Below are 24,532 nucleotides of genomic sequence, written 5' to 3'. Positions count from 1 at the left end.
ATTGCCGCGGCACGCACGTCCGTCCGATCCGCATGACGATCTCCCCCTGTGGCGATCGGGGACGAGCCTAACGCATGCGCCGATGAAGGCCTTGCGCACAGGGATGGGATCAAGCATCGGAACCGGCCGCGACGGCCGGCGGCATTGACGGGCGCCGCGCCGTCGCGCGAGCGCGCCTCACTCCTCGGCGACGAAGAATTCGAAGAAGTCGCGCTTGTCCTCGGCGAAGGCGCTGACCAGCCTGCCCTCCGGAATGCGCTTGGCGCCGATGCCGCCGACGCAGATGCCGAGGCGGCGAAACAGCGCATAGCGCGGCCCGATCGCGTGGTCGGGGTCGAGCGCCATCAGCCGCGCCAGCGCGTCCGCGGCATAGATCTCGATCCCCTCGACCACCGGGCTCACGTGCTTGTTGAGCGTCACGTAGCGCAGCGTCTTGCGTTCGTAGACCAGTTCGCAGCCCTCCCGCGTCTCGGTCACGATCTTCTGGATGTTGTCGATCACCGTGGTGAAGGGCACGCCGTGCGTCTTGGCAAGTTGCGCCTGGCTGCAACCGAAGCGGAAACCGTTCACCGCCGTATAGGGTTCGATTCCGTAGATCACCGACGGTCCTTGTGGAGACAGGAGGGCGACGCGACGGCAGCGGCAGCGTTCCATTGCGCGCGACGCAGGGACCTAAGCAGAGCAGACCTCGGCCACCGGCACAAGCGCGGCACATGCGGCATCCCGTCGCCATGCCGCCGCGCGGCGCCCGCGACGGATTACTCCATCGCGCCGGCGATCCAGGTATGACGGACCTGCAACGCGTCGTCCAGCAACACCAGGTCGGCCTGGTAGCCCGGCGCAATGTGGCCGTAGCGGTGGTCCAGGCCCACGCATTGCGCGGGGTACAGCGAGGCCATGCGTGCGGCCTCCTCCAGCGGCACGCCCAGCCACTGCACGCTGTTGCGCACCGCGCTGGCCATGTCCAGCGCCGAGCCGGCCAGGGCGCCGGCGGCATTGCGCACCACGCCGTCGATGGCGGTGATGGTTTCGCCGTACAGATCGAACGCGGGGCTGTCGGCGCCGACCATCGGCATCGCGTCGGTGACCAGGAACACGGTGCCGCGCGGCTTGGCCGCCAGCGCCACGCGCAGGCTGGCCGGATGCACGTGCACGCCGTCGACGATCACTCCGCACCAGGCGTGACGGTCTTCCAGCGCCGCGCCGACCACGCCGGGATCGCGCCCCTGCAGCGGGGTCATGGCGTTGTACAGATGGGTGAAGCCGCAGATGCCGGCGTCCAGCCCGGCGCGGGTCTCTTCGTAGCTGGCGGCGGTGTGGCCGGCGAACACGCGCGCGCCGGCCGCGGCCAGGGTGCGGATGCTGGCCGCCGGCACGCGTTCCGGGGCCAGGGTGATCAGGGTGACGCCGTTGTCCAGCGAGGTGACCAGGGCCAGTTCGTCGGCGTCGGGCACGCGGAACTTGTCGGCGTTGTGGGTGCCCTTGCGCGCCGGCGCAAGGTACGGCCCTTCCAGATGGATGCCGAGCACGCCCGGCACGCCCTCGGCGATGGCCTGGCGGGTCGCGGCGATCGCCGCGCGCATCACCTCCACGTCGTCGCTGATCAGCGTCGGCAGGTAGCCGGTGGTGCCGTAGCGGCGATGGCCCTGGCCGATGCGGCGCAGCGCCTCCACGTCGGTGCGGTTGTTGAACAGCACGCCGCCGCCGCCGTTGACCTGCAGGTCGATGAAGCCCGGTAGCAGGCTGCCGCCGCCCAGATCGTGCTGCACCGGTGCCGCCGCCACGCGCGGATCGGCGTCGTCGAGCAGGGCGAGGATGCGCCCGCCCTCCAGCAGCACGCCGACGCCGTCGAGAAACCCGTCCTCGCCGAGCACGCGCGCATTGCGCAGCGCCACCGTGGTCATCAGACGGTCTCCGTCACTTTGTTCAGATGCGGCGGCAGGTCCGGGTTGTAGCCGCGGCGCAGCGCCAGGGCGTTGATCGCGCGGTAGAAGCTCTGGATCGCCAGCAGCGGCGCGCACGCCGGGTGCGGCGCGGCGACCAGCGGCAGGTCGCCGCCGGCACTGGCCAGCCACACCTGCGCGCCGCGGCCACGGAATTCCTCGGCCAGGCGCCGGGTGCCCTCGCCCGCTTCGTCCGGCTGGTCGAACGCCAGCACCGGGAAGCCCGGGCCGACCAGCGCCATCGGCCCGTGCTTCACTTCCGCCGAGCTGTAGGCCTCGGCATGCAGGCCGCAGGTTTCCTTGAACTTCAACGCCGCCTCCTGCGCCGCCGCCAGGCCCAGGCCGCGGTCGAGCACGAACAGGTTGTGCGCCTCGACCAGGCCGTCGGTCAGCGAGCGCCAGTCGGCCTGCCAGGCCGCGCGCAGCGCCTGCGGCAGTTCCTGCAGCGCGCCCAGCAGCGCCGGGTCGTTCTTCCAGTGCGCGCCGAGCTGCAGGATCGCCGCCAGCGACGCCAGGTAGCTCTTGGTCGCGGCCACGCTCTTCTCCGGGCCGGCGCCGAGCGGGATCACCGTGTCGGCCAATTGCGCCAGCGGCGAATCCTCGACGTTGACCAGGGCCACCACGCGCGCGCCGGCGTCCTTGGCCGCCTGCGCGTTGCGCAGCAGGTCCGGGCTCTTGCCCGACTGCGAGATCACCAGGTACAGCGCCCCGCGCAAGCGCAGCGGCGCTTCGTACACCGAGCCCACCGACGGCGAGGCCGAGGCGGTGACCACGCCGAGCTGGGTCTCGAACAGGTACTTGGCGTAGGTGGCGGCGTGGTCGGAGCTGCCGCGCGCGCAGGTCACCACGAACGGCGGCGGCTCGGCACGCAGCGCCGCGGCGAGCGCGCTCACCGTGGCGTGGTTGCGTTCGAACTGCGCGGCGACGACCGCGGCGGCTTCCGCGGCTTCGCGGAACATCAGGGTTTCGGTTTCGGAGGGCAGCGCCATGGGCAGGGTCATGTGGGGTCGGGAGAGGAGGAGCGGCGGGGATGCGGCGGGGAATGCGGCTGCATGGGCGCGGTGGAGCCGCGCACCACCAGCTGCGGCACGAAGCCCTGGTTGTGCACCGGCGCCGGGTGGTCTTCGTAGGCATCGCTGCGCAGCTGGCTGATCAGCAGCCGCGCGGCGTGGCGGGCGATGTCCTCGGTGGCCTGCTTGGCGGTGGTCAGCGGCGGCCACGACTGGCGCGAGAACGGGCTGTCCTCGAAACCGGCGATGGACAGGTCGTAGGGCACGTTCATGCCCGCCGACTTGGCCGCGGCCAGCACGCCGGCGGCGATCTCGTCGTTGGAACCGAAGATCGCCGTCGGCGGCTCGCGCAGCGCCAGCAGCCGCCGCGCGCCGCGGAAGCCGTCGTCGAAGGTGTAGTCGCCGGGCACCACCAGGTGCTTGTCCAGGGTGATGCCGTAGTCCTTCAGCGCCGCCTCGTAGCCGGCGTAGCGCTCGCCGCTGGAGCGGTGCGAGGTGCCGCCCCACAGGAAGCCGATGCGCTGGTGGCCGAGCTGGATCAGGTGTTCGGTGATCTCGTAGGCGGCGTCGCGGTCGTCGACATAGACGCACGGGCCGTCCTGCGGATCCTCGGTGGCGGCGATGATGCGCACGGTCTTGATCCCGCGCGCGGCCAGCGCCGCGACCAGTTCGGCGCGCTCGGACATCGGCGCGGTCAGCACCAGCCCGGCCAGGCGCGAGCGCTGGGTCCACTCGGCCAGCTCCTCGGCGAGCATCGGCGCGGTGGAATCGCAGGGATGAATCTGCAGCCCGAAGCCGGTCTCGCGGCAGGCGGCGAGCACGCCGTTCTGCACGCCGATGATGTGGTACGGGTTGGGGTTGTCGTAGACCAGCCCGATCACGAACGGGGTGCCGCTGCGCAGGTTGCGCGCCGACGGATCGGGCTCGTAGTCCAGCTCGGCGATGGCGTGCAGCACGCGCGAACGCGTGGCCTGCATCACCGACGGTTCGTTGTTGATGACCCGCGAGACGGTCTTCAGCGACACCCGCGCCCGTTCGGCGACGTCTTTGATGGTGGGTCTGCGCATGTGGCGGTCCTGCACGTCGGGAAAGTCACCCATGATGCGCGATCACGCGCGGGCAGCGGCCTGCCCGGCGCGGTGGCCGACCAGGGAATAGAACAGGATGTACAGGTAGCAGGGCACCATCAGCAGCAGGAACACCAACTGGAAATCGATGTGCTGCTTGAGGACGGCGAACAGCTGCGGAATGATGGCGCCGCCGGCGATGCCCATCACCAGCAGGGCCGAGCCGATTTCGGTGAAGCGGCCCAGGCCCTTGATCGCCAGCGGGAAGATCGCCGGCCACATCATCGCGTTGGCGAAGCCCAGCGCGGCGACGAAGCCCACCGACACGTAGCCATGGGTGAGGTAGGCGCCCACCGAGAACAGCACCCCGAGCACCGCCGACACGCTCAGGTAGCGGGCCTGCGAGATCACGTTGGGGATCAGCACGAGCCCGGCCACGTAGCCGACAAGCATCGCGCCGAGGGTGAAGGAGGTGAATAGCTTGGTCTGGTCCAGCGGCAGGTGGAAGCCGTTGCCGTAGGTGCCGATCGCATCGCCGGCCATCACTTCCACGCCCACGTACACGAACAGGCACAGCACGCCCAGCCACAGGTGCGGGAACTGGAAGATGCTGCGCTTCTGCTGCGCGGCGGCGCCGACCGGCGTGGCGTTGACCTCGGCCGCCTGCAGTTCCGGCAGCGGCGAGAACAGCACGCCCAGCGCCACCAGCACCAGCACGCCGGCCATCACCAGGTACGGCGCGTGGATCTTGGCGGCGAAGGCGGCGAGCAGCGCCTCCTTGGTCGCCGGGTCGGCCGCCTGCACCTGTGCGGCGAGGTCGCCGACGCCGTGCAGTACCAGCGTGCCGATCAGGAACGGCGCCAGGATGCCGGCGATCTTGTTGCAGATGCCCATCAGCGCGATGCGCCGCGCGGCGCTCTCGATCGGGCCGAGGATGCTGATGTAGGGATTGATCGCGGTCTGCAGCAGGGCCAGGCCGCTGCCGATCACGAACAGGCCAATCAGCGCGCCCGGGTAGAAGCGCTGGGTCGCGAACTGGCCGAATGCGGCGGCGCCAGCGGCCATCACCAGCAGGCTCAGCGCCAGCCCCTTCTTCATGCCGGTGCGCTTGAGGATCCACGACGACGGCAGCGCCAGGAAGAAGTAGGACAGGTAGAACACCATCAGCACCAGGAACGCGTTGACCTCGTTGAGATCGAACGCCAGGCGCACGAAGGTGATCAACGGCCCGTTGATCCAGGTAAAGAAGCCGATGATGAAGAACAGCAGGCCGACGATGGCGATCGAGGCGTAGGGACTGGCGGGCCGTGCAGTGGTCATGGGCGGGCGTGCTCCGGGTGGGCGCGGGGTTCGGCGATCAGCGTCGCAGTTCGGCGACGAAGTCGTAGTAGTCGTTGTGGCAATAGGTGTCGGTCAGTTCGATCGCGCTGCCGTCGCGGGTGTAGCCGACCCGCACCACGTGCAGGATCGCCTCGCCTTCCTTCATGCCGAGATGCCCGGCCAGCCGCGCCGGCAGGTTGATGGCGCGGAAGTACTGCAGCGCGCGCACCACCGGTGTGCCGCGCTCGTCCAGGTAGCTGTAGAGCGAATCGGCGATGGCGTGCGGGTCGGGCACCACGTGCTGCGGCAGCACCGCCTTCTCGTAGGCCATCACCCGGCCGTCGGCGCTGCGCAGGCGGGTCAGCGCCGCCACCGCCGTGTCCGGCGACAGGCCCAGGCGCAGGATCTCCTCGCCGTGGGCCGGGCGCGTGCGCCGCTCCAGCCAGCGCGTGCCCGGCTCCAGCCCCTTCATGCGCAGCGTCTCGCTGAAACTGGCCAGGCCGCTGAGCTGGTGCTGGATGTGCGAGGTGACGAAGGTGCCGGCGCCCTGCCGGCGCGACACCAGGCCTTGCTCGACCAGCGCGTCCACCGCCTGGCGCAGGGTCACCCGCGATACCTGCAGGTATTCGCACAGCTGGCGCTCGGCCGGCAGCGCCTCGCCCGGCTTCCACTGCCCGCCCTTGATCGCCTCCACCAGCTTGCTCGCCAGTTGCAGGTACAGCGGGGTCGGGGCGTCCGGATCCACGGCCAGCGCGTGCAGGCGGGGATCGGCCTGCGGCTTGGGCTTGGTCATGGCGCGCTCTCCAGTCCGCATGGATTCGTTATGTCCAATATAGTACCAATTCGCGGTCCGTGCACGCCGGGCTACAGCCGCAGGTACAGCCGCCGCCGGTCCATCCACCAGCCCACCGCCCAGCACAGCAGGGTGTAGGCCAGCGCGCAGGCCAGGCTGCCCCAGGGTCCGGGCAGCAGCCGCTGGAACACCGCGATCCCCAGCCATTGGTACAGGTCCATGCCGCTGCCCCCGGCCGGGACCATCCGCAGGCTGATCACGAACAGTTCCGAGAACAGGTAGATCGCCAGCGGATTGCGCCCGAGCACGGTGAAGAAGCCGCTGCCGGCCTGCCAGCCGCGCACCTCGATCGCCCACAGCAAAGCGCCCAGCAGCCACAGGTCCAGGCCCACCGTCAGCAGTACGAACGAACCGGTCCACAGTTTCTTGGCCAGCGGGAACCACGGCTGCCAGGCCAGCGCCAGCAGGATCAGCGCGACACCGGCCAGCCACAGCCAGCGCACCGTGCGCGCCTGCTTGCCGACCCGGCGCACGTACAGCCCGGTCAGGTAGCCGGCGATGACGTTGACCGTGGCCGGCAGCGTGCCGAGCAGGCCCTCCGGATCGAACCCGCCGTCCTTGCGGTACAGCTGCGCCGGATCCAGCAGCCACAGGTCCAGGCGCGTGCCGGCATTGCCGAGCTTGCTCAGCTCCGCGCCCGGCTGGCCCCACAGGTACAGCGCGCCCCAGTAGCCGAGCAGCAGCGCCACGCACATGACCAGCAGGCCGCGCGGCGGCAGCCAGCGGCACAGCAGCGCGGCAAGCGCATAGCACAGCGCGATGCGCTGCAGCACGCCCGGCACCCGGGTCTGGTCGATCGCGGTGAAGCTCCAATGGCCGTCGGCGCCCTGGTGCACGAACGGGAACCAGTACATCAGGAAGCCGAGCAGGAAGATCAACGCGCTGCGCTTGCCGACCCGGCGCAGGAACGCGCCGAGCGGCTGGCCGCGGTCCAGCGCGAAGCTCATCGCGTTGCCGACCGCGAACAGGAACGACGGGAACACCAGGTCGGCGGCGGTGAAGCCGAACCACGGCGCGTGCCGCAGCTGCACGAACGCGTCGGCCCCGGCGCCCGGCGTGTTGACCAGGATCATCAGGAAGATGGTCAGGCCGCGGAACACGTCCAGCGACAGGAAGCGCTCGCGCGCCGGCGCCGCGGCGGCAGGATGCGTGGGCACGGCGCTCATGGGGCATCCACCTGTTGCAGCAGCGTGCGCACCGCGGCGACCGGATCGGCCGGTGCGTGCCGCACGTACGCGGTCTCGCGCGCCACCCAGTCGCGCTCCCAGGCGCGCAGCCGCTGTTGCAGTTGCGCTTCGTCCACGCTGCCGCCGGCGACCGCCGCCTCGCGCAGCATCTGCAGCGCCAGGGTCCAGCGCGGCAGGTAGTAGTCCGCATACATGCCCTGCCAGGCCTTGGACGCGTAGTCGCCGAGATTGCCCTCGCCGCCCCACACGCTGACCTGCGCCTTGGCGTCGCGCCGGTAGTAGGCCGCGTCCTGCGGCGTCTTCGCATAGCCGGCGGCCGCGTCGAGCCAGCTCGACAGGGTGTCCTGCTGGCCGCCGACCAGGCTGTCGAGTTGGGTTACCTCTTCCCGTACGCGCGCCGTCGCCGCGTCGCCGGCCGCGACGTCGCCGCGCCTGTAGGCGGCCACCGCCTGCTGCAACTGCGCGTCCACGCGGCCGGTGGCGTAGTGGCGGGCGAAATCGACCAGGTCGTAGCGGTACAACGGCGCGTCGGCGTATTCCGGCGCCAGCGCCAGCAGTTGCTGCAGCGCGCGGCGCAGCCGCGGCGGATCGCCGGGCGCGCCCTCGAACTCGCCGATGTCCAGCGTCGGCCGCTTGAACAGCAGGTAGGCGCCGGCGCGACTGCGCCACCAGCGCGGCGTCCAGTACCGGGTCGACAGCACCGAGGCCCGCAGGTCGTCCCAGGCCGCGCGCAAGGCCGGCGAGGTATGCCCGTAGCGGGCGCGGGTGTAGTCGTCGAGCCAGTCCTGCAGCGGACGCTGCTGCGCGCCCCAGGCCAGCGCGTACATGTACTCGTAGACCACCGAGGTGGTGTGCAGCCCTTCCGGGAACGCGCCGAAGCCGACCAGTTTCTGCTTGTCCTTGTCGGCGAGCAGCGTGCGCAGGTCCTCGCGGTAGAACGCCAGGTCGCCGTACACCGGATTGCTGCCGCCGTAGTTGTGCACGTAGCCATAGATCCACTGCTTGCCGTCGAACGCGTCGGACAGCTTCCAGGTGCCGGGGTAGCGGTCGTTGCCGATATCCAGCACCAGCAACTTGTCGTTGGGCACCTCGCGCAGAAATGCGGCGATCGCCTGCGGCGTCCAGAAGTGGCGGTCGGCGCCGAACAGCCAGCCCTGCATCACCCACACCGCATCCGGGTTGGCGCGGTGGATCGAGGCGTACAGCGCGCGGCCGTACTCGGCCAGGCGCTTGTCGCGCTGCGCCGGCGGCACCTCCGGCGGCTTGGTCTTGGCGGTGTTGGCGGTGCTGTCGCCGTAGCTGGCCAGGCGCGCGTCGCTGCCGTCGGCGGCGATCGGCGGCAGCATCTCGTTGAACGCATCGGCCAGGTAGTAGGTGCCCTTGCCGTAGGTGCGGTCGTAGAGCTGGATGAAGCGTTGCGCGATCCGCGCGAACAGCGGATCGGCCGGGTCCAGCCAGTAGGTCTCGTGGAAGCCCTCCCAGGCGCGCATGCGGTAGATCCGCGCCTGCGGATGCGCCTGCGCGAACGCCTTCGGCACGTAGCCGGCGAAGGCCGGCAGCACCGGTTTCATGCCCAGCGCGCGCATGCGCTGCAGGATGCGCAGCTGCAGCGCATGCTTGTCCTCGATCCACTCCTGCGGCAGCGGCGCGTCGTAGCCTTCGATGTTGCCCATGCGCTGCCACGGCGCGAACGCCGGGCCGGAGAAGTACGCCGCCAGGTCCGTATCGGCGACGCCGAACTCGCGCCACAGCGCCTGCCACACGTACTCCTGGCCCTCCATCGCCAGCGGCATGTCGATGCCGTGCAGCGCCATCCAGTCGATCTCGCGTTCCCAGCGCGCCCAGTCCCACCACGGCGTGGTGTAGCCGTAGGTGCAGACGTTGAGATAGGCGCGGTGCGCGAACGGGGTGACCACGCGCGGCCCATGCACATCGGCATAGGCCGCCGGCAACGCCACGCGGCTGCCTTCCCAGCTCACCGACGCCGCGCCGATCGACTGCAGATAGCTGTAGGCGCCATGCGCCAGCGCCACCTCCGAGGAACCGGACACGCGCAGGGTGCCGGCATCCGCAGCGACCTGGTACCAGTCGTTGCCGCCGCCGCGCGGCTGCCGCTGCAAGCGCAGCTCGGCCGCGCGTGGCCCGAGCGTGCGCAGCAGCACCTCGCGTGCGGTGCCGCCGGACGTGTCCTGCGCGGGCGCGGCGAACGCGTCCGCTGCCAGCACCGCACAGGCCAGCAGCAACAGCAGCGCATGCGCACGCACGGGCAACGCGGGGATGCGACGCAGCCTGGCGTGGCCATGCGAGAAAATCTGGCGAAAAGCGCGTTTCATCGGCTCAATACTCCACTGTCGCGACATCGTCGAAACCGAAAGGTGTTCCGGCCTTCACCTGCATCACCACCGCCAGCACCCGTTCGCCGGCCGCGGGCGGAAGCCGCAGGGACACCGGCTGCCCGGCGGCCACGCTGGCGACCGGTCGCCGGTCCAGATAGACCCGCACCGCACCGGTCGCGCGGCCGAGCCGCAAGCGGCCGCCGCGCTGCTGGATCCCGACCCAGGGCGTGAACGCGGTGCGGTACAGCACGTAACCGTCGCGCTCGGCGCGCGTCTCCAGGTTGCCCGGCTGGCAGAAGCTCCAGCTGTTGTTGTCGTTGGCCGCGCGCGGCAACGCAGGATCCGGCGGTGCGGCGAACGGCAGGGTACGCCGCCAGCCGCCCACCACCATCGCCGCGGCGGCCGGCGGCCACGACAACGGCGGTGCCGCCGCCTCCAGCGCGATGCTTGCCTGCGCCGCGCGCAGGCCCGGCGCGTGCGCCACGATGCGCAGCTGGCCGCTGCCGCTGCCGGCCTCGACGATGGCCTGCGCCAGGCCGTTGAACAGGCGCACCTGCGGTACGTTGTCGGGCGCGTGCCGGTTCGGGTCGCCGTTGCCGACGCCGAGCAGGCGCCCGCCTTCGACCTGCAGCGCGATCTGCGCATCGGCGAAGGGCACATGGCAGCCTTCTGCGTCCACCGCTTCCAGGGTGATCGGTTGCGCGTCGCGGCCGTCGCCGCGCATGCGTGTGCGCTCCGGGGTCACCCGCAGCGCGACCGGCGCGCCGACCGTCTGCACCCGCTGCCGCGCCACCTCGCGCCCGTCGCGGTACGCCACCGCTTCCAGCACGCCGGGCGCGTACACGACCTGCCAGGTGTTCATCGCGATCCGGTCCACCGCCTGCCGCCCCTGCGAGCGGCCATTGAGCCACAGCTCCACCTGCTGCGCGTTGCAGAACGCCATGACCTTGATCGGCGTGCCCTCGCGGCCCGGCCAGTTCCAGTGCGGCAGCAACTGCAGCACCGGCGCCGCGTCGATCCACTGCGCCTGGCGCAGCCAGTAGGCGCCCTTCGGGAAGCCGCACAGGTCCATGATGCCGAAGAACGAGGACACCGACGGCCATTCGAACGGGGTCGGCTCGCCGCGATAGTCGAAGCCGGTCCAGACGAAGGTGCCGGCCAGGTAGGGCCGCTCGCTGATCAGCTTCCAGGAGGTGCGATGGGTGTTGCCCCAGGGCGCGGCCACCGAATCGTCCTCGGCGATGACGTGCGCGTCCATGTCGGTGAACCAGGCGCCGCGGGTCTGGAAGGCGCTGGTGTCCTCGCTGGACAGCAGCGGCGTGTGCGGCATCGCCGCATGCACCCGGTCGTAGTTGAACTGGCGGTAGTTGAAGCCGACCACGTCCACCGCCTGGGCCGCGTTGCGCTCGGTCAGCATGCCGTCGTTCATCGCCGCGGTCACCGGGCGGCTGTCATCGAGTTCGCGCACCAGCGCCACCGCGCGGCGCACCATTTCGTAGCCGGCGGCGGTGCCCTGCATCGGCTCTTCGTTGAACACCGACCACAGGAACACGCAGGCGCGGTTGCGGTCGCGGCGCACCAGCCAGCGCAGTTGCGCTGCGTAGTCGGGGGCGGGATTGAACACGCGGTTCTCGGCCATCACCAGCATGCCCAGGCGATCGCAGACGTCGAGCAGTTCGCCGGCCACCGCGTGGTGCAGGCGGATCGCATTGCAGCCCAGCGCCTTGAGCCGGCGGATGCGGAAGTCGAGCAGGCTGTCCGGCACCGCCACGCCGACCCCGGCATGGTCCTGGTGCAGGCAGGCGCCCTTGATCTTGAGTGGCCGCTCGTTGAGGAAGAAGCCCTGCTGCGCATCGAAGCGCAGCGTGCGGAAGCCGATCGCGCACTCGCGGCGGTCGCGCTCGCGGCCTTCGCTGCGCAGCACCGTCGCGAGCCGGTACAGGTGCGGTGCGGCCACGTCCCAGCGCTGCGGCTGACGGACCTGCAACACGACCTGGGCCTCCACTTGCGCCAGCGCGCCGGCCTGCAGCGCGCTGCTGCCTTGCGCCACCACCATGCCTCGGGCGTCGTACAGGGTCGCCTCCAGCAGCGCCGCGTCGGCCTGCTCGCCGACATTGGCGACGGTGACCGTCACCGGCAGCGTCCAGCGCTCGTCGGCCCCGGCGCGCGGCACCGCATGCACGCCGTCGCCGACGATATGCAGCGCATCGCGCACCGCCAGCCAGGTGTGCCGGTAGATCCCGGCGCCTTCGTACCACCAGCCGTCCATCGCCTCGGCGTCCACGCGCACCGCGATGGTGTTGAGGTCCTGGCCATAGCGCGCGACCGCGGTCATGTCGATGGCGATGCCGTCGTAGCCGCTCCAGCTGCGCGCCATCAGCAGGCCGTTGACCCACACCGTGGCACGGCTGGAAATGCCGTCGAACCGCAGCTCCAGCGCCTTGCCGCGCTGCGCCTCGTCCAGCCGCAGGCTGCGGCGGTACCAGGCGATGCCGCGGCGGCGATAGCCCTGCGCCACGTTGGCGCTGGCCTCGATCGGCTGCTCGATGGCGAAATCGTGCGGCAGCCGCAGTTGCCGCCATTGGCTGTCGTCGAAATCGCCGGCGGCCGCGCCCCAGGCCTTGCCGGCCTTGGCGTTGTCGTAGCTGGCGTCCTGCCCGCTGATCGGCGGAAACGGGATGTCGCCTGCGTGGAAACGCCAGCCCTCGTCCAGGCAGAACAGGCCCGGATCGGGGGCCAGGGTCACCTGCGGCACGGCCGCCACCGCGGCCGTGCCGGTGTCGGCAATGCCGGTGGACGCGGCGGTGCCGGCCCAGCTCCCGCGCGGCAGCGCCAGCAGCAGGCCGGCGCCGGCGCTGCCGGCCAGGAACGTTCTTCGTTGCATGCGCCTGCCCTCCTCGGATCGGCCGCCCGGCGCCACCGCGGCGCCGGGCCTGGTTCGCGCTAGCCCGCAGCCGCCTGCGCCGCCCTCACAGGATGTCCCACTGCATCGACACGTAGAAGCTGCGGCCGGTGACCCCGGTCATCTGCCAGCGGCTGCTGATGTCCTTGTACGCCTGTTCCTTCTTGTTGGTCAGGTTGAGCGCGCCGAGCTGGAAGCTGAGCGTGTCGGTGGCCTGGTAGCCGAGCACTGCATCGACCTGGGTGCGCGCCTTCATGGTGTGGCCTTCGCGGGCGAAGAAGCTGTCGCTGCTGTCCTGCTCGTACTCGCTGCGGTGGTTCAGCGACAGGCGCGCGGAGAACATCGCGTTCTCCCAGTAGCCGGTGGCGTTCCAGGTCTTCTCCGACAGGTTGCGGATCTTGAAGTCGGTGTCGCGCTGCGGGATCACCCGGGTGAAGTTGGCGGTCAGGCCGAAGCCCTGGATCGGCAGCCAGGCATCGAAGGATTGCGTCCAGCCCAGTTCGTAGCCCTTGATCTTGACCTTGCTCGGATCGTTGCGGGTGGCGGTGATCTCGTAGATGTTGCCGCTGCCGTCCACGCAGTCGCCGGCGCCATTGGTGGACAGCGCCGTGCCGTTGAACGCGGTCGGGCAGACGATGCTGTTGAAGGTGCCGTTCTTGACGTTCTTCCAGAAGCCGGCCAGGGTCAGCCCGCCGCCCTGGCCGTAGTACCACTCCAGGCTCAGGTCGGCCTGGTCGGCGGTCAGCGCCTTCAGGTCGGTCTGGCCCAGCGCCACGTCGTAGGTGGTGGTTCCGCCGGTGTTGCTGCCGGAGGAGATGGTGGTGGCGATGGCGGTGTTGCTGTCCAGGATCGGCCGCACCAGCACCTTGCCGGCGGCAAAGCGCAGCAGCAGGTCCTCGCGCATGTCCAGCACCAGGTTCAGGCTCGGCAGCCAGTTGTGGTAGTCGTACGGCGCGCGCTCGGTGCCCACCACCTCGTTGGCGTCCTCGCTGTACTGCGAGGCGGTGGTCAGGTATGTATCGGTGGTGCGCTTGGTGTTCTCGTAGCGCACGCCGACGTTGCCGCGCAGGCGCATGCTGCCGAGGTCGGTGTCGATCCTGGCCAGCGCGTAGGCGGAGAAGATGTCGTTGCGGATGTGGTAGCTGGCCTGCGGCGCGAACAGCACCGGCACGGTGATGCCGGAGGCGGCCAGCGCGTCGGCGTAGGCGTACACGTCCGGCGCCACCCAATCGCTCTGCGAGGCCAGGTCGCCGTCGAGGAAGTTGCGGACGTTGGAACTGGCCGCCGACAGCTCCGGGAACATGCCGTAACCGGACACCGCGCCGGAGTTGATCAGGTACAGGAAGTCGCGGCGCCAGACGTTGCGGTCGAAGGTCTCGCGGCGGAACTTGGTGCCGACCTTGACCGCGTCGAGGAAGCCGTTGCCGACGTAGCGCTCGGCGTCGAACTGCAGCGACCATTCCTTGTTGCGCAGCGCGTTGATCGCGCCGTTGGGGTATTCGTCGCGGACCAGGTTGGCCTTGTTCCAGGCGCTGGCGTCGGTGGCGTCGGCGTCGGTGGTCAGCGAGATCGCGCCGGGGTTGGACATGTCGAAGAGCGTCGCGCTCGGCTTGCGGCCGAGGATGACTGCGCGCTCGTCCTCGTCGGTCTTGCCTTCGGTGTAGTTGGCCACGCCGCTGAAGGTCCACGCGTCGCCCCGCCAGCGGGTGTCCCAGGTCAGCAGTTGCGAGCTCAGGTCGTGGCGCTCGAGCTGGCGGTTGTTCTCCAGCCAGTAGTTGGACGCCGAGACCCGCGTCGCGGTCAGTCCTTCGGTCTGCAGCACGTTCAGGTAATTGCGATCGAACGAGTAGACCAACTGGTTCATGTCGTTGTCGGTCTTGTCCTGCGAATACAGCGCGGTCAGGTTCATCTCCAGCCGGTCGTTGGGTTTCCACTGCAGGCCGGCGGTGAGCATCTTGCGGTCGGTCTCGCGCTCGATCGAGCGGTAGCGCGGACGGCGCGGGATGTACAGGGTGCCGTCGCTGGTGGCCTGGGTGTACCAGCGGTCGATCCACAGGTAGTCGGCGCGGTCCCTCAGCTTCTGGTAGCCGGCGTTGACGAACACGCCCAGTTCGCCGCCGTCGGCCAGATGGAACTGGTCGATATAGGTCAGCACGCCCTTGGGCGTCGGCGCGCCGCCGGCGAACTGGGAATACTGCTCCTTCGCCGAGAAGATCAGCTTGCGCTCCTTGTAGTCCAGCGGCTTGGTGGTCTCGATGTTGACCGTGCCCGACAGCCCGCCGGCATCCATGTCCGCCGACGGCGACTTGATCACCTCGATCGCCGCGGCCACCTCCGGCTGGATGATGTCGTAGCGGAAGCCGTCGGTGAAATCGGCGCTCTTGATGGTCTGGCCGTTGATGGTGGTGGCCGAGTACTGCGGGCCCAGGCCGCGGATGCTGATGGTCGAGCCGCGGCCGTTGATGGTGGAGATCTGCACGCCGGGAATGCGCTGGATCGCCTCGGCGATGTTCTCGGCCGGGAACTTGCCGATGTCCTCCGACGAGATGCCATCGGTCATGCGCGCATCCGCGCGCTTGTTGTCCAGCGCGGTGATCAGGCTCTTCTGGTAGGAACTGGTGACGGTCACCGTGTCGAGCTGGGAAACCGAAGCGGACGCGGGCGCTTCCTGCGCCTGCGCGGCGGCGCCGAGCAGGCCGAACGCGATGGCGCTGGCGAGGACGGACAGGGGACAACAATGCGAGCGGGAGCGGGCGACATGAGGCATTGGGCTATCCTGGTTGATGGCGGATCGGCACGACGACGTCTGACATCCAGGGCGGCGATCGGCAGGCAGCACCCTCCATCGCGCCCGACGCGACGCGCAGGGCGATGCCGTCCGTGCGGACACGGCGTCGATGGAACGTTCTGGCTGTTTCCTGCGCCCCGTGTTGCGGGAGGCGCGTCCCCGTCCCTTCCCCGGAACGGGCGACTGCATGGTGCGACTGGTCGGATCTGGCCCGAATTGGCAAGGACCAATTCCAGGTGCTTCGATTCTTATGGTCTTAGAAAGATCGTGTCAACGCCGTGCCGCACGAAATCTAAGAATGACCCCTGGACTCGGGCGGAAATCTCCCAGAAACCCTTATTTATCAGCATCCTGTATCTGAAAAATATTTCACGAGCGGGATTCTTCACGCATCGTTGTCACGATACCTATGACGCACCAATTGTGGCAACGAGACCAATCTTGTGCGTCGCCGCATAAGTGCACCACATTCTCATTTGCGCGCGGTCGTGAGCCGTTCCGGACACTAACGCAAGTCTTTGATAAAAATCAGTTTTCATTCAAGGAAAACGTCCTTTCCGGGATCCGGTGCCGGTTTTTTGCAACAAAACCAGAACCAGACAAATTTTCTTGGCGACGCTTGACATCGTTGTCATAGCCTCGTAAGAATCGGCGCACACGGGGGTGTAGCCGCGCATGTGCGGCGCGAAAGCGGGCCAAGGGAGGCATGTGATCGCAATGATCCGGATGCGCGCACCGCGTGTCGCACGCGGCACTTCATGGCATGAGCGGACACAGCGGAGCGACCCGCCCGGCACGCAGCCGCTGGCGCATGTGCCGCCGACTCCCCTGCCGCGGCGTCCGCGGCATCCCGTTGCCGGGGCGTGGTCGGATCGGCCGCGACCGGCGGCACCTGCCCTCGATGCACATCCCATCGCCCTGCGCGCGCCAGGGCCGGCCGCGCATGCGCGTGCACGCGACACCGCCAGCATTCCCCGCCCTGCGCAGCGCAGGGCGGCTTCCGCGTTCCGCATCACCCGGCGCTGCCGCCGGCATCGGCACCACCGTCAGTAAGGCAACAGGCCACTCCGGCGCGCGGCCCAGCGTCCGCGCAATCGCGTTGATCCATTGAATGATGAGGAGAGGGACATCATGCAATATCGCCATTCCGTCTTGTCCGCGGCCATCGCCGCCAGCGTCCTTGCCTTCGCCGCGCAGGCGCAGCAGGCCGATCCCGCCGCCACCGACCTGGACGCGGTCCAGGTGGTCGGCATCCGCGCCAGCCTGGAGAAATCGCTGGATACCAAGCGCAACAACGTCACCGTGTCCGAGGCGATCACCGCCGAGGACATCGGCAAGTTTCCCAGCACCAACGTCGCCGAGGCCTTCGCGCAGATCCCCGGCGTCACCATCGACCGCCGCTTCGGCCAGGGCGAACGGGTCAGCATCGACGGCACCGATCCCAGCCTCAACCTGTCGTTCCTGGACGGCCACCCGGTGGCGCAGGCGATCTGGCTGTACGGAGAGCAGCCCAATCGCGGCTTCGACTACACCCTGCTGTCGCCGCAGATCCTGGGCCGCGCGGAAATCGTCAAATCCTCCGAGGCGCGTTTGACCGAAGGCAGCCTCGGCGGCACCGTGCTGATGCACAGCCGCCAGCCGCTGGACCTGAAGGCCAACGAGATCGCCGGCTCGGTGGGCTACAGCTACAGCCAGCAGGCCAGCGAGGGCAAGCCGAACGCGTCGCTGCTGTACAGCTGGAAGAATCCGCAGGAGACCTTCGGCGTGGCGGTGTCCGCGCAGCACTACGAGGAACGCGTGGACCGCCAGGGCCTGGAGGTGTTCGGCTACGCCAAGGCCGGCAGCTTCGCCAATGCCGCCGGCGTGCCCGCCGATGCCGACGTGCCGAACTCGATCAACGCCGCCTGGTTCCAGCAGGACCGCAAGCGCGACAGCGCGGTGCTCAACCTGCAGCTCAAGCCCAGCGACGCGTTGGAGTTCAACCTCAGCGGCCTGTACATCAAGGAAGACTTCGACAACTACAACCAGTCGATGTACAGCTTCCTGACCTGGAACCCGGGCACCGTCGCCGCGGTCGACGCGCTGGGCGACGTGCGCAACGGCGTGGTCCGCAGCGGCCATTCCAGCGCCAACGCCAACGCGGACGGCGGTACGGTGATCTACGACAACAACGTGCGCCAGTCGCAGGTGACCACCAAGGGCCTGGACCTGCGCGGCGCCTACCGCGGCGAACGCTGGACCCTGCGCGGCCAGATTGGCCAGAGCAAGTCCGACAACGACCACCTGGCGCAGTACTTCATCGAACCGTTCTACAACGGCGGCTTTCGCTGGGACCTGGACCGCGGCATCCGCTTCGACGATCCGGCGGCCGCGCGCGATCCGGCCAACTGGGGCTCGGCCGGCGGCTGGCTCGGCAACAACGGCGTGTTCTCCACCCAGAGCAAGGACCGCTACGGCCAGCTCGACCTGGACCTGCAGTTCGACGGCGTGTTCAACCAGTTGCTGGTCGGCGTGCGCCAGGGCAAGCACAACGAGGACTTCGCACTGAACGTGTACGGCGGGGTGACCCCGGCCACGCTCGCCGATGTCGGCACCATCGGCCTGACCGACATCCGCGGCTTCTACCCCGACCAGGGCCAGCACGTGCAGGCCGGGCGCGGCAACGTGATCGACTGGATCCGCAACAGCCCGCTCGACTACGCCAATCCGGATCCCTCCAGCTACCTCAACAACACCTGGGCGCTGCAGCAGACCAACAACGCCGCCTACGTGCAGCTGAACTTCTCCAACGCCGGCCTGCGCGGCAACCTCGGCCTGCGCTACGTCGATTCCAAGACCGAAGGCAGCGGCTTCGTCTACAGCGGCACACCGACGCTGCAGGACCTGGACAGCAAGTGGCAGACCCGCACGAAGACCGAGCACTTCCTGCTGCCGTCGCTGAACCTGGCCTACGACACCGACAACGACTGGGTGTTCCGCTTCGGCGCCGGCAAGGTGATCGCCTGGGCGCCGTACAACCAGATGGTCAACAACACCTTCCTCAACGACACCACGCTCACCGGCAGCGGCGGCAATGCCGAGCTGTCGCCGTACGAATCGTGGAACTTCAACCTCTCGGCCGAGTACTACTTCGCGCCGCAGGCGGTAGTGGCCTGGTCGGTCTTCTACAAGAAGATCGACAACTACATCGACACCTCGGCCACCATCGAACGCCAGTACAACGCGATCCGCGACACCTCGCCGCAGACCTGGGCGCAGATGCTCGGCAGCAACGGCTGCACCGCCGACGGCTATTGCGACTACAGCATCCAGCGCCCGCGCAACGCCGGCGACGGCAAGGTCAAGGGCTTCACCCTGGCCTACCAGCAGCCGTTCGGCGACAGCGGCTTCGGCCTGTCCGCCAACTACACCTATGCCAGCGGCGAGAACAACAGCGGCAACCCGCTGCCCTACCAGTCGCGCAACAGCGTCGCCTTCAGCCCGTACTACGAGAAGGGGCCGTGGAACGCGCGGATCAGCCTGAACTGGCGCGACAGCTACCTGGCCGGCGGCTACGTCGCCGGCGCCGCCCCGGCCAGCGTCGACGACTACACCGACCTGGGCGCGAGCGTGGGCTACGCGTTCAATGCGCAGTGGTCGCTGCAGCTGGACGCGCAGAACCTGCTGGACGAGGAGTACCTGCAGTACCTGGGCGACAAGGACCACCCGGCCGGGCGTTATCACAACGGCCGCCGCTACATGGCGACGCTGCACTTCAAGTTCTGAGCGCGCGGCCGCGCCTGCGCCGCGGAGCCACCGCCACGGCGCAGGCACGCGAACCCGGGTATCGACAGCGCCGGCATACGCCAGTGCCGGCGCTGTCGCGAGCGCGCCTCAGCGCGGGAACTGCACGTGCCCGTCGGCGAAGTACACGCCCTTGTCGCCTTGGCTGGGCAGCGCGCCGAGGGTGTCGGTGACCACCTGGCCGCGCACGTCGGTCAGGCGGATCTCCAGCAGTTGCGCGCCCATCTGCTCGCCGACGAAATGGTTGTACGCGGTCTTCGGCAGGCTGATCCAGTCGCCGTTCTTCTTGTACTCGAACTTCACTACCGGATAGCGGTGGTTGCGCACCTGGATCGCCGCCCAGTACTGCGAGCTGCCCTCCTTGATCCGGTACACCACGTTGCCGCTGACCGGGGCCGCCACCAGCGTCCAGCGGATCGGGATGCGCCCGGCACCGGGGTCGCCGATCGCGGCGAAAGCATTCGGCGACAGATCCAGCCCGCAGTCGGCGCCTTCCGGATACAGGTCGGTGACGTAGACGGTGACCGTGCCGCGCGGCCCCTGCACCTGCAGATAGGCGCCGGCCAGCGCCGCCTGGATTCCGCCGTAGTTGAGTTGCGTCGGATTGAGCGCGGTGATCAACGCATCGGGGGCGATCGGATCCAGCAGCAGCGCGCCGCCGGAATAGCCCGAACTGGTGTAGGTGGCGGTACCACTGCAGACATCGTTCCAGGCGGCGCGGGCCGGTGCGGCGCTGACGGCCAGGCACAGCGCGGCGCACAGGCCGGCGCCGCGCGCGGCACGGGTGGAATGACGTGCTTGCATGCGTGTTCTCCTGCACAGACGCGCGGAGCCGCCGCGCGGCGACCGGGCAGCGTGCCCGGCGCCGGCACTCTAGGACGCGGCGCGCATGCCACGCCTTGCGCGCGGCCAGGAAATCCGGCGTTTGGCCGACGGCGTAGACCGCATGGCCACATCGCTGCGCATGCTGCACATGCGGGTCGTGCAGAAACGGCTCAGCGACGGCGGCCGCGCTCCAGCCGCCACAGCAGATCGCGCCACGGCGTGGCTGCGGTGGCCATGCCGGCCGCCACGCCCAAGGCATCGGCCAGGGCATCCAGCGGATCGGCCGAGCGCGTGGTGGTCCAGGCGCCCTGCGCGAACTCGATGCCCACGCCCAGCGCCAGCAGACCCAGCGCGGCCCAGGCCCAGGCGCGCGGCCCGGCGTAGACCTGCACCGCCGCGGCGGCCAGCAGCAGGTAGGCGAGGAAGTGCTCGGCCTTGTCGCTGTCGGGCAGGTCCGACAGCTGCGGCGGGTGCGGCATCATGCACACGTAGATCAGCACCGCGATGCCCAGCCACCACAGCCCCAGCCACAGCCAGGGCCAGCGGAAGGCGCGCACCGCCGCCATCACAGCCGCCAGGTCAGGTCGCCGGACAGGAACGCCGGCGCCAGCGAGACGTCGCGCTCGAAGCCCATCACCTGGAAGCGCTCGCCCATTTCGCTGGGCAGGGTCAGCTGCTTCACCTGCTGGCGCAGGCGCAGCCGCGCGGCCTCGTCGCCGCGCGCCTCGGCCTCGGCCAGCAGCGCGTCCAGGCCGTTGCCGAGCAGGAAGCTGGCCTGGTTGCAGTAGCCGGCCAGGTCGAAGCCCGCGCCCGTCCCCGCCTCGGCCAGCGCGGTGAAGTCCACCGACGCGGTCAGGTCCTGCAGGCCCGGCCAGCGGTACGGATCGGCATGCGTGCGGTGCCGGTAGAACGCGCGCAAGGTGCCGTCGTCGCGCTCGGGCAGATAGAACTCGCGGCGCGGATAGCCGTAGTCCACGAACAGCATCGCGCCGCTGCGCAGGCCGCCGGCCACCGCCTGGATCCAGTACGGCAACTGCGGCAGCAGCTCGGAACGGTAGCCGTCGGCGAACGGCGCCTGCAGATAGCGCTCGAGGTGGCGCACCGCCGCCGCCAGCAGCGGATCGGCCGGCTGTTCGCCGCGGCGGAAGCGGCCCTCGCCGTCCAGGGTCACCGTCTCCTCGAACACCTCGCCGTCGCGCAGCGCGAAGCGCGGTGTCGGCAAGGCGTCGATCACCTCGTTGGCGAACAGCACGCCGTTCCAGTCGTCGTCGAACGGGCGGTCCAGCCACTCCACCAGATCGAACACCGGCGGGATCAGCGTACGCGCCAGGCGCTCGCGCTGGCGTTCGCGCAGATCGGCACTGGGCTCCAGGATCGCATAGCGCTCGGGCAGCGCATCCAGCGCCAGCAGGCGCTTGAGCATCACCTCGGCGAAGGCGCCGCTGCCGCCGCCCACTTCCAGCATGCGCGCCTGCGGCCCCAGTTGCTGCAACACCGGCGCCAGCGCATTGGACACGGTGGCCGCGAACAGCGGCCCCAGTTCCGGCGCGGTGACGAAATCGCCCTCTTCGCCGAACTTGCTGCTGCCGGCGCTGTAGTAGCCCAGGCCGGGCGCGTACAGCGCCAGCTCCATGAAACGCGAGAATGGAATGGCCCCGCCGGCGGCGGCGATCTCGGCGCGCATATGCGCGGCCAAGCGCTCGCTGTGGGCCAATGCGATGGCATCGGGCGAAGGAAGGTCGGTGGGCATGCGGTGCGCGATTGCGTGGACAATGCACAGCATAGCCGAGCATGGAACCCGTACATGACCCAGACCAAAGTCGCCCTGATCACCGGCAGCGCGCGGCGCATCGGTGCCGGCATCGCCCGGCGCCTGCACGCCGCCGGCTACGACCTCGCCCTGCATGCGCATACCTCGCAGGCCGAGTTGCAGGCGCTGGCGCAGGATCTGGAGGCGGTGCGCGCCGGCAGCACGCTGACCCTGCAGGCCGACCTGCGCGATACCGCGCGGCTGCCCGCGCTGGTGGCGCAGTGCGTGGCGCGCTTCGGCCGGCTCGACGCGCTGGTCAACAACGCCTCCAACTTCTATCCCACGCCACTGCACGAGGCCACGCCGGCGCAATGGGACGACCTGTTCGCGGTCAACGCGCGCGCGCCGCTGTTCCTGGCGCAGGCCGCGGCCACGCAGCTGCGCCAGCATGGCGGCGCGATCGTCAACCTCACCGACCTGCACGCCGAACAGCCGCTACGCGCGCATCCGCTGTACAGCGCGGCCAAGGCCGCCCTGGCGATGCTGACCCGCTCGCTGGCGCTGGAACTGGCGCCGCAGGTGCGGGTCAACGCCATTGCCCCCGGCGCGATCCTGTGGCCCGACGCCGGCAAGGACGCCGCCGCGCAGCAGGCCCTGCTGGCACGCACGCCGCTGGCGCGCACCGGCCAGGTCGAGGAAATCGCCGAGGCCGTGCGCTGGCTGCTCGACGACGCCGGCTTCGTCACCGGGCAGACCTTGCGGGTGGATGGCGGGCGCGGGTTGACGTGAGGAGCGGGGATTGGGGATTGGGGATTCGGGATTGGGGATTCGGGATTCGGGATTCGGGTTGCAGCATGCGTTCCGCACCGCCGCTGTCTGGCGTTTGGCCACAGCGTCGCGAACAACTCGACGCAACGCACGCCTCGGAATGCCCGCATCGCCAATGTGGGAGGGGCTTCAGCCCCGACGCGACACTGGTGCAAGCATCGGGGCTGAAGCCTCTCCCACCCCGATTCCGCCAGCCGCGCCGGCACGGCACCGCCCGCTCGCATCCCAGACATCTGCACCGCTCGCCTGAAAGACACGCACTTCTGTAGGAGCGGCTTCAGCCGCGACGGGCGCCACCGGATCCCATGTCGCGGCTGAAGCCGCTCCTACGCGAGCAAACGGCCGGCCCGACAGCGCATCCGCCACCCCATCCCCACTCCCGACTCCCCAATCCCCGCTACTCAACCAGCCCGACCACCTCGAACGTCGTCCCATGCTCCGCATGCGCCTGCCACAGCGCGCCCAGGCGTTGGCCGCTGACCGGGTCGACGAAGTCGGCGGCGATGTCGGCCAGCGGCTTGAGCACGAAGGCGTGGCGCAACTCCGGGCGCGGGATGCGCAGGTGGCCGGGGCCTTCGACGATGCGGTCGCCGTAGAACACCACGTCGATGTCCAGGGTGCGGTCGCTGAAACGTGGGCCGCTGCGGTCGCGGCCATGCGCGTCCTCCAGCGCATGCAGCCAGGCATCCAGCGGCGCCAGCTCCCAGTCGGTCTGCAGCGCCACCGCGTTGTTCAGGAAGGCCGGGCCATCGAACCCGACCGCCGCGGTGCGATAGGTCGGCGACACCGCGATCGCGCCGAACTGCCGGCGCAGCGCCGCGATCGCCGCGGCCAGGTGGTGATGCGGGCGCAGATTGCTGCCCAGGCTCAGAAGCACGGTGGTCATGCGCTATTCGCGCATGCCGCGGCCGCGAGCGTCAACGGCTAGCCAAGCCGTCACTACCCCGCATAGAATCCAGTTGCACCCGGTTTCGGCATCGCCATGACTTATTGCGTCGGCATCGAAGTGGACGAAGGCCTGGTCTTCGCCGCTGACACCCGCACCAACGCCTCGCTGGACGACGTCCGCGTTCACCGCAAGCTGCACGTGTTCGAGTATCCGGGACAGGCGGTGTTCGCGCTGATGTCGGCCGGCAACCTGGCGACCACGCAGCTGACCCTCTCGCGCCTGCAGCGCGACGCCGACGATCCGGACGCGCCGCGCAGCCTGCGCACCTTCCGGCACCTGTTCGAGGTCGCCGAGTACGTCGGCGAGGTGCTGGCCTCCAGCCAGGTCAAGCTCTCCGAGCAATCCCAGCACAGCGGCATCAACGTGCAGTCGACGCTGATCCTGGGCGGGCAGATCGCCGGCGAACGACCCGGCCTGTACATGATCTATCCGCTCGGCAACGCCATCGCCACCTCGCCGGAGACGCCATACCTGCAGATCGGCGAATCCAAGTACGGCAAGCCGATCCTGGACCGCATCATCCGCTCGGAGATGCAACTGGAAGACGCCGCGCGCACCGCGCTGGTGTCGCTGGACTCGACCATCCGTTCCAACCTGTCGGTGGGCATGCCGATCGATGTGGCGCTGATCCGCCGCAACGACCTGCGGGTGACCGAGCGCATGCGCCTGGAAGCCGACACCCCGCTGTACGCCGAGATCCACGACACCTGGTCGCGCAAGCTGGAGAACGCCGTGCGCACCCTGCCGCGCTTCCCCTGGGAACCGGAATTGGCCGAAGACCCCGACGACGCCGCGCGCAATGCCTTGCCGCCGCTGCCGCCGCGCCGCGCGCCGGCCCGGCGCGACCCGGAAGACCAGTCTGCGCAGCAGTGAAAGGCCGGGAGTGGGGAATCGGGAGTGGGGAATCGTAAAAGCGGAGTGCGATGCCTCCGTTTCGGTGTACGGGACGTGTCGGCGCTCGCGTCATTGCAGGCTGCAATGCGGCGCTGCT

The 24,532-nt window shown here is 69.4% G+C and carries 16 protein-coding genes and 1 pseudogene; 3 read left to right on the top strand and 14 right to left on the bottom strand.

The window, feature by feature from the left end; genetic code table 11:
• Positions 1 to 177 precede the first annotated feature (177 nt).
• From AC1PME_RS04235 to AC1PME_RS04190, 10 genes are all read right to left on the bottom strand, one after another.
• The gene (locus AC1PME_RS04235; protein WP_481097401.1) at positions 178 to 600 is read right to left on the bottom strand and encodes a hypothetical protein; all 423 of its coding nucleotides are present in this window, start codon (positions 598 to 600) and stop codon (positions 178 to 180) included.
• A gap of 158 nt (positions 601 to 758) precedes the next feature.
• On the bottom strand, positions 759 to 1,904 hold the full coding sequence (nagA, locus tag AC1PME_RS04230; protein ID WP_481097400.1) for an N-acetylglucosamine-6-phosphate deacetylase: 1,146 nt from the start codon (positions 1,902 to 1,904) through the stop codon (positions 759 to 761).
• A complete protein-coding gene (locus AC1PME_RS04225; protein ID WP_254461341.1) occupies positions 1,904 to 2,932 on the bottom strand; it encodes an SIS domain-containing protein in 1,029 nt (342 codons plus the stop codon). The genes nagA and AC1PME_RS04225 overlap by 1 nt, the downstream gene beginning before the upstream one ends.
• Before the next feature lie 8 nt (positions 2,933 to 2,940).
• Positions 2,941 to 4,020 carry a LacI family DNA-binding transcriptional regulator gene (locus tag AC1PME_RS04220; protein WP_307548689.1) on the bottom strand — a complete coding sequence of 360 codons (1,080 nt, stop codon included), beginning with the start codon at positions 4,018 to 4,020 and terminating at the stop codon, positions 2,941 to 2,943.
• Positions 4,021 to 4,062: 42 nt separating this feature from the next.
• On the bottom strand, positions 4,063 to 5,340 hold the full coding sequence (locus AC1PME_RS04215) for a sugar MFS transporter (protein WP_481097399.1): 1,278 nt from the start codon (positions 5,338 to 5,340) through the stop codon (positions 4,063 to 4,065).
• A gap of 37 nt (positions 5,341 to 5,377) precedes the next feature.
• Entirely contained in the window at positions 5,378 to 6,133 is a 756-nt protein-coding gene (locus tag AC1PME_RS04210; protein ID WP_254460431.1) for a GntR family transcriptional regulator, read from the bottom strand.
• A gap of 71 nt (positions 6,134 to 6,204) precedes the next feature.
• Entirely contained in the window at positions 6,205 to 7,359 is a 1,155-nt protein-coding gene (locus AC1PME_RS04205) for an acyltransferase family protein (protein ID WP_307548686.1), read from the bottom strand.
• Positions 7,356 to 9,713 carry an alpha-N-acetylglucosaminidase gene (locus AC1PME_RS04200; protein ID WP_307548684.1) on the bottom strand — a complete coding sequence of 786 codons (2,358 nt, stop codon included), beginning with the start codon at positions 9,711 to 9,713 and terminating at the stop codon, positions 7,356 to 7,358. The genes AC1PME_RS04205 and AC1PME_RS04200 overlap by 4 nt, the downstream gene beginning before the upstream one ends.
• Positions 9,714 to 9,717: 4 nt before the next feature.
• Positions 9,718 to 12,600: a beta-galactosidase GalA gene (gene galA, locus AC1PME_RS04195; protein WP_481097398.1), complete on the bottom strand. Its 2,883-nt coding sequence runs from the start codon at positions 12,598 to 12,600 to the stop codon at positions 9,718 to 9,720.
• A gap of 85 nt (positions 12,601 to 12,685) precedes the next feature.
• Positions 12,686 to 15,385 (bottom strand): TonB-dependent receptor, encoded by a 2,700-nt coding sequence (locus AC1PME_RS04190; protein WP_481097397.1) that lies wholly within the window; start codon positions 15,383 to 15,385, stop codon positions 12,686 to 12,688.
• Between the two features lie 1,152 nt (positions 15,386 to 16,537).
• Between AC1PME_RS04190 and AC1PME_RS04185 the strand changes: the two genes are divergently transcribed.
• The gene (locus AC1PME_RS04185; RefSeq protein WP_307548679.1) at positions 16,538 to 19,171 is read left to right on the top strand and encodes a TonB-dependent receptor; all 2,634 of its coding nucleotides are present in this window, start codon (positions 16,538 to 16,540) and stop codon (positions 19,169 to 19,171) included.
• 108 nt (positions 19,172 to 19,279) lie between these two features.
• Here AC1PME_RS04185 and AC1PME_RS04180 read toward each other — a convergent pair.
• The 3 genes and pseudogenes from AC1PME_RS04180 to AC1PME_RS04170 all read right to left on the bottom strand — a co-directional run.
• A pseudogene (locus tag AC1PME_RS04180) lies at positions 19,280 to 19,882 on the bottom strand (expansin EXLX1 family cellulose-binding protein); the annotation flags it as partial.
• Positions 19,883 to 20,184: 302 nt separating this feature from the next.
• Positions 20,185 to 20,592 (bottom strand): VanZ family protein, encoded by a 408-nt coding sequence (locus AC1PME_RS04175; protein WP_481098067.1) that lies wholly within the window; start codon positions 20,590 to 20,592, stop codon positions 20,185 to 20,187.
• Positions 20,580 to 21,764, bottom strand: a complete 1,185-nt coding sequence (locus AC1PME_RS04170; protein ID WP_481097396.1) for a class I SAM-dependent methyltransferase — start codon at positions 21,762 to 21,764, stop codon at positions 20,580 to 20,582. Before AC1PME_RS04170 ends, AC1PME_RS04175 begins: the two co-directional genes overlap by 13 nt.
• Positions 21,765 to 21,818: 54 nt before the next feature.
• On the opposite strand from AC1PME_RS04170, the gene AC1PME_RS04165 reads away from it, so the two are divergent.
• Positions 21,819 to 22,553, top strand: a complete 735-nt coding sequence (locus AC1PME_RS04165; RefSeq protein WP_254460422.1) for a pteridine reductase — start codon at positions 21,819 to 21,821, stop codon at positions 22,551 to 22,553.
• A gap of 436 nt (positions 22,554 to 22,989) precedes the next feature.
• Here the strand turns inward: AC1PME_RS04165 and folK are convergent, their stop codons facing one another.
• On the bottom strand, positions 22,990 to 23,478 hold the full coding sequence (gene folK / locus AC1PME_RS04160) for a 2-amino-4-hydroxy-6-hydroxymethyldihydropteridine diphosphokinase (RefSeq protein WP_481097395.1): 489 nt from the start codon (positions 23,476 to 23,478) through the stop codon (positions 22,990 to 22,992).
• Between the two features lie 96 nt (positions 23,479 to 23,574).
• On the opposite strand from folK, the gene AC1PME_RS04155 reads away from it, so the two are divergent.
• On the top strand, positions 23,575 to 24,414 hold the full coding sequence (locus AC1PME_RS04155; protein WP_254460420.1) for a proteasome-type protease: 840 nt from the start codon (positions 23,575 to 23,577) through the stop codon (positions 24,412 to 24,414).
• Positions 24,415 to 24,532 lie beyond the last annotated feature (118 nt).

The sequence above is a fragment of the Xanthomonas sp. NCPPB 901 genome, from assembly GCF_056725085.1.
This window is presented reverse-complemented; position numbering and strand designations above follow the sequence as displayed.